The sequence below is a fragment of the Nocardioides sp. genome, from assembly GCF_050699375.1.
Lineage (GTDB): Bacteria > Actinomycetota > Actinomycetes > Propionibacteriales > Nocardioidaceae > Nocardioides.
Genome location: NZ_JBOHDN010000301.1, coordinates 1 through 8,114, shown reverse-complemented (window position 1 = coordinate 8,114; position 8,114 = coordinate 1). Strand labels below are relative to the sequence as shown.

General features: G+C 67.8%; 12 protein-coding genes. 4 read left to right on the top strand and 8 right to left on the bottom strand.

Features of this window, described 5'->3' with window-relative positions; genetic code table 11:
- Positions 1–771 (bottom strand): DUF6531 domain-containing protein (locus ACRDPS_RS21550; RefSeq protein ID WP_431503711.1); only part of this gene is annotated, 771 nt, incomplete at its 3' end.
- A gap of 9 nt (positions 772–780) precedes the next feature.
- Positions 781–1,488 carry a hypothetical protein gene (locus tag ACRDPS_RS21545; protein WP_431503710.1) on the bottom strand — a complete coding sequence of 236 codons (708 nt, stop codon included), beginning with the start codon at positions 1,486–1,488 and terminating at the stop codon, positions 781–783.
- A gap of 455 nt (positions 1,489–1,943) precedes the next feature.
- On the opposite strand from ACRDPS_RS21545, the gene ACRDPS_RS21540 reads away from it, so the two are divergent.
- Both ACRDPS_RS21540 and rsrA read left to right on the top strand, forming a co-directional pair.
- The gene (locus ACRDPS_RS21540; protein ID WP_431503713.1) at positions 1,944–2,534 is read left to right on the top strand and encodes a sigma-70 family RNA polymerase sigma factor; all 591 of its coding nucleotides are present in this window, start codon (positions 1,944–1,946) and stop codon (positions 2,532–2,534) included.
- Entirely contained in the window at positions 2,531–2,794 is a 264-nt protein-coding gene (gene rsrA, locus ACRDPS_RS21535; RefSeq protein WP_431503709.1) for a mycothiol system anti-sigma-R factor, read from the top strand. Before ACRDPS_RS21540 ends, rsrA begins: the two co-directional genes overlap by 4 nt.
- Positions 2,795–2,928: 134 nt before the next feature.
- Here rsrA and ACRDPS_RS21530 read toward each other — a convergent pair whose 3' ends face one another.
- Positions 2,929–3,003, bottom strand: coding sequence for a 50S ribosomal protein bL37 (locus ACRDPS_RS21530; RefSeq protein ID WP_369797015.1), 75 nt, complete (start codon positions 3,001–3,003; stop codon positions 2,929–2,931).
- A gap of 104 nt (positions 3,004–3,107) precedes the next feature.
- Positions 3,108–3,947: a DUF2785 domain-containing protein gene (locus ACRDPS_RS21525; RefSeq protein ID WP_431503708.1), complete on the bottom strand. Its 840-nt coding sequence runs from the start codon at positions 3,945–3,947 to the stop codon at positions 3,108–3,110.
- A gap of 92 nt (positions 3,948–4,039) precedes the next feature.
- On the opposite strand from ACRDPS_RS21525, the gene ACRDPS_RS21520 reads away from it, so the two are divergent.
- On the top strand, positions 4,040–5,536 hold the full coding sequence (locus ACRDPS_RS21520; RefSeq protein ID WP_431503712.1) for a sensor histidine kinase: 1,497 nt from the start codon (positions 4,040–4,042) through the stop codon (positions 5,534–5,536).
- A gap of 93 nt (positions 5,537–5,629) precedes the next feature.
- Here ACRDPS_RS21520 and ACRDPS_RS21515 read toward each other — a convergent pair whose 3' ends face one another.
- Complete coding sequence (locus tag ACRDPS_RS21515; RefSeq protein WP_008362075.1) at positions 5,630–5,884, bottom strand: WhiB family transcriptional regulator; 255 nt, start codon at positions 5,882–5,884, stop codon at positions 5,630–5,632.
- Between the two features lie 292 nt (positions 5,885–6,176).
- Between ACRDPS_RS21515 and ACRDPS_RS21510 the strand changes: the two genes are divergently transcribed.
- Positions 6,177–6,545 (top strand): hypothetical protein, encoded by a 369-nt coding sequence (locus ACRDPS_RS21510; RefSeq protein WP_431503707.1) that lies wholly within the window; start codon positions 6,177–6,179, stop codon positions 6,543–6,545.
- On the opposite strand, the gene ACRDPS_RS21505 is transcribed toward ACRDPS_RS21510, so the two are convergent.
- From ACRDPS_RS21505 to ACRDPS_RS21495, 3 genes are all read right to left on the bottom strand, one after another.
- The gene (locus ACRDPS_RS21505; RefSeq protein WP_431503706.1) at positions 6,542–7,291 is read right to left on the bottom strand and encodes a SigB/SigF/SigG family RNA polymerase sigma factor; all 750 of its coding nucleotides are present in this window, start codon (positions 7,289–7,291) and stop codon (positions 6,542–6,544) included. The two genes, ACRDPS_RS21510 and ACRDPS_RS21505, sit on opposite strands and share 4 nt — an antisense overlap.
- 49 nt (positions 7,292–7,340) lie before the next feature.
- The gene (locus tag ACRDPS_RS21500) at positions 7,341–7,721 is read right to left on the bottom strand and encodes an anti-sigma factor (RefSeq protein WP_431503705.1); all 381 of its coding nucleotides are present in this window, start codon (positions 7,719–7,721) and stop codon (positions 7,341–7,343) included.
- A gap of 196 nt (positions 7,722–7,917) precedes the next feature.
- Positions 7,918–8,114, bottom strand: a 197-nt coding sequence (locus ACRDPS_RS21495; RefSeq protein ID WP_431503704.1) for a superoxide dismutase [Ni], incomplete at its 5' end; no start/stop codon positions are given.

Below are 8,114 nucleotides of genomic sequence, written 5' to 3'. Positions count from 1 at the left end.
CAGGCCGGTGACCCGCTGGCCCGCGGTGGTGACCTGGACCCGGTATCCGGCGCTGTGGGTGACCTCCGCCGGGACGCCTTGCTCGTCGCGGGCGAACCGGATCCAGTCACCCGTGGCGTTGGTGATGGAGGTGAGCCAGGCTCTTCCGGCAACCGGGGGCCCGAAGTGGCGGGTCTCGCCGGTGGCCGTGTCGAGCACGCTGTAGTCGCCGTCCTCGGTGACCAGCAGCCGTGTCGTACCCCCGGCGACCGGCCGCGCCTGCTCGCCGACCTCGAAGTTCTTGAACACGTGCGCCCGGGTGTCCGCGGCCACCACGACCGCCGAGCGCCGCCCGACCAGATCGGTGTGTACGTCGACCCGCTCGTCGAACGTCGAGGACCACGACGTACCGAACCAGTGGCCGTAGGTCCAGTCGCTGGAGTGCTTGCGGACCAGGATCAGCGGAAGGTCCCCCGGGAGGGTGAGGTCGGTCTGCTGCAGGAAGACCGCACCGGTGGCGACATCGACCGGGTCACCACATTCAGTCGGCGTCCGGGCGCCGTCACGGTCGGTGTTCTCCCGGTTGCCGGGCACCCCGTCCGTGCTCCCGGTCCGGCCCGACCCCGAGGTGCCGGCCATGTCACCGTCCAGGTCCTTACGAGCCTCGGCGTGCTTGCGGACCCCGTCGGCGACATCGTCGGCGTTCTTCTTCATCGAATGCGCGACGTCGCCGGCGCTCTTGGTCAGCGCGTCGACGAACTCCCCGACGACGTCATCCATCTTCTTGGCCATTGCGGTCTCCTAGGAAGCGAAGAGGGGCAGGGAGGACACTTCGGCTGCGAAGGTGGTGCACACCTCGAACTGATCAGCCCCGCAGTCGTTGAGAGCCGTGGCGATCTGCTCCATCAGGTCATAGCTGAGCTCGGTCGCCGCGGTCGCGTCACCATCGGTCACCAACGGAGCCGACGCGATCGACATCGCAGCCTCGGTGATCGTGCCGGTCAACGGCTCGATCACCATGGACGCCACCTGCCCGATCAGCTCCTCCATCGCCATGTCGGTAGCGATATCGAGCGCCTTCTTCCGCACAGCGATCAACGCCGCGTTACCGGCCACACTGAGACCCGCGGTGACCACCGCGGTCGCGGCCGCCGCCGCGATCTGCGCGGCCGTGATCGTCAGCTCCGCGATCACCTTCACCTTCAACGCCACGATCGCATCAGCCGCGACATCGATCCCGGACGCCACCCCAGGCAGAGCATCGAGGACCCGGTCCATGTTGGCCGTACGGTTCTCGGTCCACGCCCTGATCAACGCGTTCGTCGACTGGGCCTTGGCACCATCACCGAGCTCGTTGACCCGGATCTCGAGATCGTCGAGAGTGCTCCGCAGATCCGTCTCCAGCCCACGCACCAGCTGCGCGGCATCACGAACCGCATCCTCATCGACATTCGGCCACTCATAGCCCAGCAGGTCGAGAACGAAGTCCAGCTCCCCAGGGATGGTCATCCCCATGCATCTGCCCTCCCGCAGTCACTTGGATTCCAGGGGATCGTGACGGGATCGGCATCCGAACCCGAGCACGAGCCACCGCGCGAGAAGGCTAGTGGAGCCGCGCCGAGCCTGGACAGCGTATTTTCGAGATGCCCCTAGCGCGGCCTACGCCCGGCAAGTGGCAGCTGGCGCTTCCTCACGCCGGCTGTGGGAATGGATGGCCGTCACCGCGGCGTTCAACGATCATGACCACATTGCTCGAGCGCCCCGCGGCGTACGTGTCGCCGATGAGCGCGCCCATGCTCACGCGCGTACCCTGGGACGTGATGAGCGACAACAAGGAGACGACCGGAGCGAGGTCGAGCGGCGAGCTTGCTCGTCCGACCGCGCCGAGCGAGGGAGTAACCACGCGAAGCGCGGACTACCTCGACCCCGAGGCAGCCGAGGCGGAGGCCCCAGAGGTCGTCGACCTGGCGACCGAGACGCCCGAGGAGCGCGCCCTGCGCTTCGAGCGGGACGCCCTGCCCTTCCTCGACCAGCTCTACTCGGCGGCGATGCGGATGACCCGCAACCCGTCCGACGCGGAGGACCTGGTGCAGGAGACGTTCGCCAAGGCGTACTCCTCCTTCCACCAGTTCAGGCCCGGCACCAACCTCAAGGCTTGGCTCTACCGCATCCTGACCAACACCTTCATCAACACCTACCGCAAGAAGCAGCGGCAGCCACAGCAGTCGATGTCCGAGGACGTCGAGGACTGGCAGCTGGCGCGGGCCGAGTCGCACAGCTCGACCGGCCTGAAGTCGGCCGAGATGGAGGCGCTCGAGCATCTGCCCGACTCCCAGGTGAAGGACGCGCTTCAGCGTCTTCCCGAGGAGTTCCGGCTTGCGGTCTACCTCGCCGACGTCGAGGGATTCGCCTACAAGGAGATCGCCGAGATCATGGAAACCCCGATCGGCACCGTCATGTCGAGGCTGCACCGCGGACGGCGCCAGCTGCGCGATCTTCTCTCCGACTACGTACGCACGAACGATCTCACCGGCGCTCGTGGAGGTGCGTCATGAGCCCTCACAAACATGAAGCGTCGGCCACCGAGTGCGCTGACTTCCTCGAGCAGATCGTCTTCCTGATCGACAACGAGCTCGGCGCGGCCGACGTCGCTGAGGTCAAGCAGCACCTGCAGAGCTGCACCCCCTGCCTGGAGACCTACGACCAGCAGCGGATCGTCAAGGCGGTTGTCGCACGCTCGTGCGCCGAGGTCGCTCCGGGCGACCTGCGCGCGAAGATCATGGTGCAGATCCAGGCGCTCCGAACCGAATCGTGACGTACGACCTCCCTTGGAGATCGCGCAGGTAGGGCCGCCTGCTACGCGCCGCGATACGGGCGCGCTGGCTGCGCGATCTCTTACAACGAGAGCCCCAGCCGATCGGCTGGGGCTCTTGTTGTAAGGACGGCTGGTCAGGCGTTGGGACGCTTGCCGTGGTTCGCGCCCTTCTTGCGGCGAGCGCGCCGCTTGCGGCCGGTCTTGCCCATGATGTTCTCCTCCATTGGGGTACGTGACCCCGAGGGGCCTCGGAACAGTCTCTCAAACCCGGCGGGGGGACGTGAAATTCGCCCCACCCGGTCGAGCCTCGGGCTCAGCTGAGGTAGGAGCTGTTGGACCGCTTCAGGGCCGCGACGACGACCAGCAGCAGGTCGCCGCGGATCTGGGGGATCTCGTTGCTGAGCGCGAGCTGGATGTAGAGCGCGCGGAGGAAGGTCTCGGCGTTGCCGGTGACCAGGAATGGGTCGCGGTCGGGTGTCTCGGGGGTGGCCGTGGCGACGGTGACGATCCGGTTGATCCACGGCTCCATGATGTTGAGCGGGACCAGGTTGCGGCGCAGCACCGACATCGTGGCGGCAGCCAGCCGGTCGGGCTCGCCATGGGTGTAGATCGTGTCGCCCCGGGCCAGCACCCGGTCGGCGACGACGTCGAGGATGACCGTCAGCTCGGGCTTGCCGAGGTGCACGGAGCCGGCCAGGATGCCGAGCGCGTCGGCGCCTCGGGCGACCGCGTGCGCCCAGCCGCGCTCGGGAACGAAGGCGCGCAGGTCGCGCTCCCGCAGCAGCCAGGTGGCGATCCGGTCGCCCCACTCCAGCACCTTGCCCGCGGGCACCAGCGATCGGGCGTTGTCGCGGTCGATGCACTGGGCCAGGGCCTCGACCGAGGAGGCACGGCGGAAGACCCCGTTGTTGCCGGAGTCGCCGAGCCCGACCACGAGACCGGCGGCCATGCCGTCGCCCAGGCCCGCGAGCAGGTCGTCGTAGACGCCGCGCTGGATCCACGTCGACAGGGCCGGGACGGCCAGCCCGCTGCGTACGTCTGGATCCGGGTCGCCGAGCATCCGGGTGAGCTCGATGGTGAGATCGCCGAGGGGCCGGTCGGCGGGTACGGCGAGACCGGTCGAGTGAACCTCTCGCCAGTACGCCTCCGACATGGGGGCCATCCTGCCAAACCCGGCAGCGCGTGGACATCCGACCCGCGCAATGCCCTACCAAGGTCTACATCTACGCTGTCGACGTGCCCACCATGAGTGAGCTTGCCCAGAGCCACACCGACCTCGACAACGAGGATGTCGGATGGCTCCAGCTGCTCATGGCCGACTGGCAGATCCTGGCTGATCTCTCCTTCGCCGACCTCGTGCTGTGGCTGCCCGACAAGTCGGGCAACGGCTTCTGGGCCGCCGGTCAGATGCGGCCGACGACGGGTCCGACGGCGTACGTCGACGACATCGTCGGCATGTTCGTCCCGAAGGGCCGCCACGCCACCCTCGATGACGCTGTCGACGCCGGCAGGCTGGTGCGCGAGGGCGACCCGGAGTGGCGCGACGATCTTCCGGTGCGTGTCGAGACCATTCCCGTACGCCGCGCGGGCCGCATCATCGCGGTGCTCAGCCGCAACACCAACCTGCTCGGCGTACGCACGCCGTCCAAGCTCGAGCTGTCCTACCTGCAGACTGCCAACGACCTGACCCAGATGGTTGCCAACGGCTATTTCCCGGCGGTCGGCCAGCGCAGCGACCACGCCGACACCCCTCGGGTGGGGGACGGGTTCGTGCGGGTGGACGCCGACGGCGTCGTCGACTACGCCAGCCCCAACGCCCTCTCGGTCTTCCGGCGCCTGGGGCTCTCCGGTGACCTCGCCGGCCAGTCGCTGGCCGGGATGACCCGTGCGCTGGTGCCGCCGCGAAAGCGTCCCGACGAGGAGACGTTGAGTGCGGTGCTCGGTGGGCGGGCGCATCGCGACACCGAGATCGACACCGGTGGGATGGCGATCATCATGCGCTCGATCCCGCTGCGGCCGCGCGGCGAGGCGATCGGCGCGCTGGTGCTGCTGCGCGACGTCACCGACCTGCGTCGGCGCGATCGTGAGCTCGTCACCAAGGACGCGACGATCCGCGAGATCCACCACCGGGTCAAGAACAATCTACAAACCGTCGCCGCGCTGCTTCGGATGCAGTCGCGCCGCGTCGACTCCGGCGTGGCACAGGACGCCCTGAACGAGGCCGTACGCCGGGTCGGATCGATCGCGCTGGTGCACGAGATCCTCTCCCAGCAGGCCGTCGAGGAGACGGTCGAGTTCGACGAGATCGCCGACCGGCTCGCCACGATGGTCGGGGAGGTCACCTCGGTAGGCGTCCCGGTGCGGGTGCGCCGCGACGGCTCGTTCGGGCCGCTGCCTTCGGAGGTGGCCACGCCGATGGCGATGGTCATCACCGAGCTGCTGCAGAACGCCGTCGAGCACGGCTACCGCGAATCCGGCGGCCAGGGCGGTGGTCAGGACGCCCCCGAGACGGGAAAGATCGAGATGTCCGTACGACAGCAACCCGCCGGGTATCTCCAGGTCACCATCGAGGACGATGGTCATGGACTACCCGACGGGTTCAGTCTCGATACCTCGACGAACCTGGGGCTGTCGATCGTCAAGACTCTCGTCGAAGGCGAGCTCGGCGGCCGGCTCTCGTTGGGGCCCCGGCCTGACGGCGATGGGGCGAGAGCTGCGGTCGAGCTGCCGTTGAATCTCTAGTTCGGACCTCTGCATGAGCCCTTGCGGGCTCCTTGTGGGCCTTGTGCGGACTCTGCGGGTGGGGGACTCGCAGAGGGACGCTCTCTGAAGTGGTCAGACGGCGGTGCGGACACGCGAGCGGGCGTTGCGGCGCTTCAGCGCACGACGCTCGTCCTCGCTCAGTCCACCCCACACGCCGTGGTCCTGACCGGCCTCGAGAGCCCACTGAAGACACTGCTCCCGGACGTCGCAACGCCGGCAGACCTGCTTGGCTTCCTCGATCTGCAAGATGGCCGGACCGGTGTTTCCGATGGGGAAGAACAGTTCCGGGTCTTCGTCGAGACAAGCCGAACGGTGGCGCCAATCCATGGCTGGGTAGACCCTCTTTCTGACGTAGGTGGGCAAGGCCTTAGTGGTTCGAGACCCTGCGAATGGGCACGTGGACGGGGATGTGTGAATGTCTTCACGTGCGTACTGGCCCTAGCGTTCCAAGAAATGGACGCCGAGACAACCCCTAACCAGTGTCTGCTTCGTCACCGGACCGTAACACTCAGTCTGCCTGGGGCTAGACAAATCGGTAACGCGGTGAGTTACCGCATTATTCCGTGGTGTATGCTCTCGCGGATTTTCTGAGCCAGGGAGCGGGTTCTAGGCTGTTGCGGTGACCGCGAACCGCCCCTGGACCCTCCTGCTCACCGTCGTCGCCGCCGGACTCGAAGCCACGGCCATGCTGGTCTGGAGCGTCCTGGATTTCGTACGCATCCCGGGCGCGGCGTCGCTCACGACCGCCATCGCGGGCGGCATCTTCTTCCTGCTCTGCGGGGCCGGGATCGGCTGGTGCGTCTACATGCTCTGGCGCCTGGAGTCCTGGTCCCGCGCGCCGCTGGTCCTCGTCCAGCTCATCGTGCTCGGCCTGGCCTGGAACCTCCGCGACGATCTCGCTCTGGCCGGCGGGCTCGCGGCGGTCGCGGTCGTCGCCCTCGCCGGCATCTTCGCGCCGCCGAGCATCGCCGCGCTCGAAGAGGGCTAATCCTCCTCCAGCGCCTTGCGGAGCTGGGCGAGGGAGCGGTTGAGCAGCCGGGAGACCTGCATCTGGGAGACGCCCAGCTCGGCGGCGATCTCGGTCTGGGTCCGGTTGCGGAAGAACTTCAGCATCAGGACCTGCTTCTCGTGAGCGGAGAGGCTGTCGAGCACCGGCTTGATGGATTCCCGCACCTCGACGTCGTCCAGACGCAGGTCGTGCGCGGTCAGCGAGTCGAGCATCGGCGCGGTCTCATCGCTCTCGGAGTCGAGGGACAGCGCTGCGTACGCGTTGCTGGACTCCAGACCCTCGATGACGGTCTCGACGCTGACGCCGAGGCGGGTCGCGAGGTCGCGGGGCGTGGGGGAGCGGCCGAGCTCCTGGGAGAGGTCGGCAGTGGCCTCGCGCAGGTTCTGCTGGAGGTCGCGCAGGCGGCGCGGGACACTGATGGCCCATCGGCTGTCGCGGAAGTAGCGCTTGATCTCGCCGATGATGGTGGGCACGGCGTACGTCGAGAACTCGACGTCGCGAGCGAGGTCGTAGCGGTCCACGGCGTTGAGGAGACCGACGACACCGACCTGGACCAGGTCCTCGTGCGGCTCGCCGCGGCCGTAGAACTGCGAGGCGCAGTACTCCACGAGCGCCATGTTCAGGTGGACGAGCTCCTCGCGGGCATCGGTGCGCTCGGCATCGGTCAGGTCCGGACCGGCGAGGTCGGTGAAGAGCTCGCGGGAGCGTGTGCGGGCCGCCTCCACCCCGCCTGTGCTCCTTGATCGCGACGCCCGGATCGCCTCCTGCGCCATGTCAGCGCGCGGCTCCCAGCGGGGTCGCTCCCGCGACCAGCGATATCCGGAGCCGGTCACCCTCCGGGGCGGCGGTGACGTCCTTCGCCAGCGAGGTGAGCACCTGCCAGGCGAAGCTCTCCTCGTCGATCTCGGCCTCGGCGTCGCAAGTGGTGGTCACGGTGACCCCGATCGTGCGGTCACCGAGATCGAAGACGACGTCCAGGTCGGCGGCCTGCGCGGCACACTCCAGGCAGATCGCGGCAGCCTCGCTGACCGCCATCCGCAGGTCCTCGATGTCCTCGAGGGTGAAGTCGAGGCGCGCGGCGAGCGCGGCGGTCGTCGTACGCAGCACGGAGACGTAGGCACCTTCTGCGGGAAGGCGCAGCTCGACCTGGGGCATCTGGGTTGTCAATCCTTCTGATGGGTGTCTCGATGATTATGCAACGAGATCGGTCCTGCCGTGCCGTTAACGCACCGCAGCCGCTCCGTGGAACGGAGCGGCTGCGGCGTACGGGGGCGTCCGTGCCTCAGGCCTTCTTGTCTTCAGATCCCGGCTGGCGCCGTGATCTGGCTTCTCGCAAGTCGGCCTTCGTGCCTCAGGCTTTCTTGGTCGCCCAGAAGATCTCGGCGATCTCGTCGATCTTGGCGAGGAGCTGGTCGGCGACCTCGACGTCGAGGGTGCCCTTGGTGCCGGAGGCGCCGGCGAGCTTGGTGGCCTCGTTGACGAGGGTGTGGAGCTGGGGGTACTTCTCGAAGTGCGGGGGCTTGAAGTAGTCGGTCCACAGCACCCACA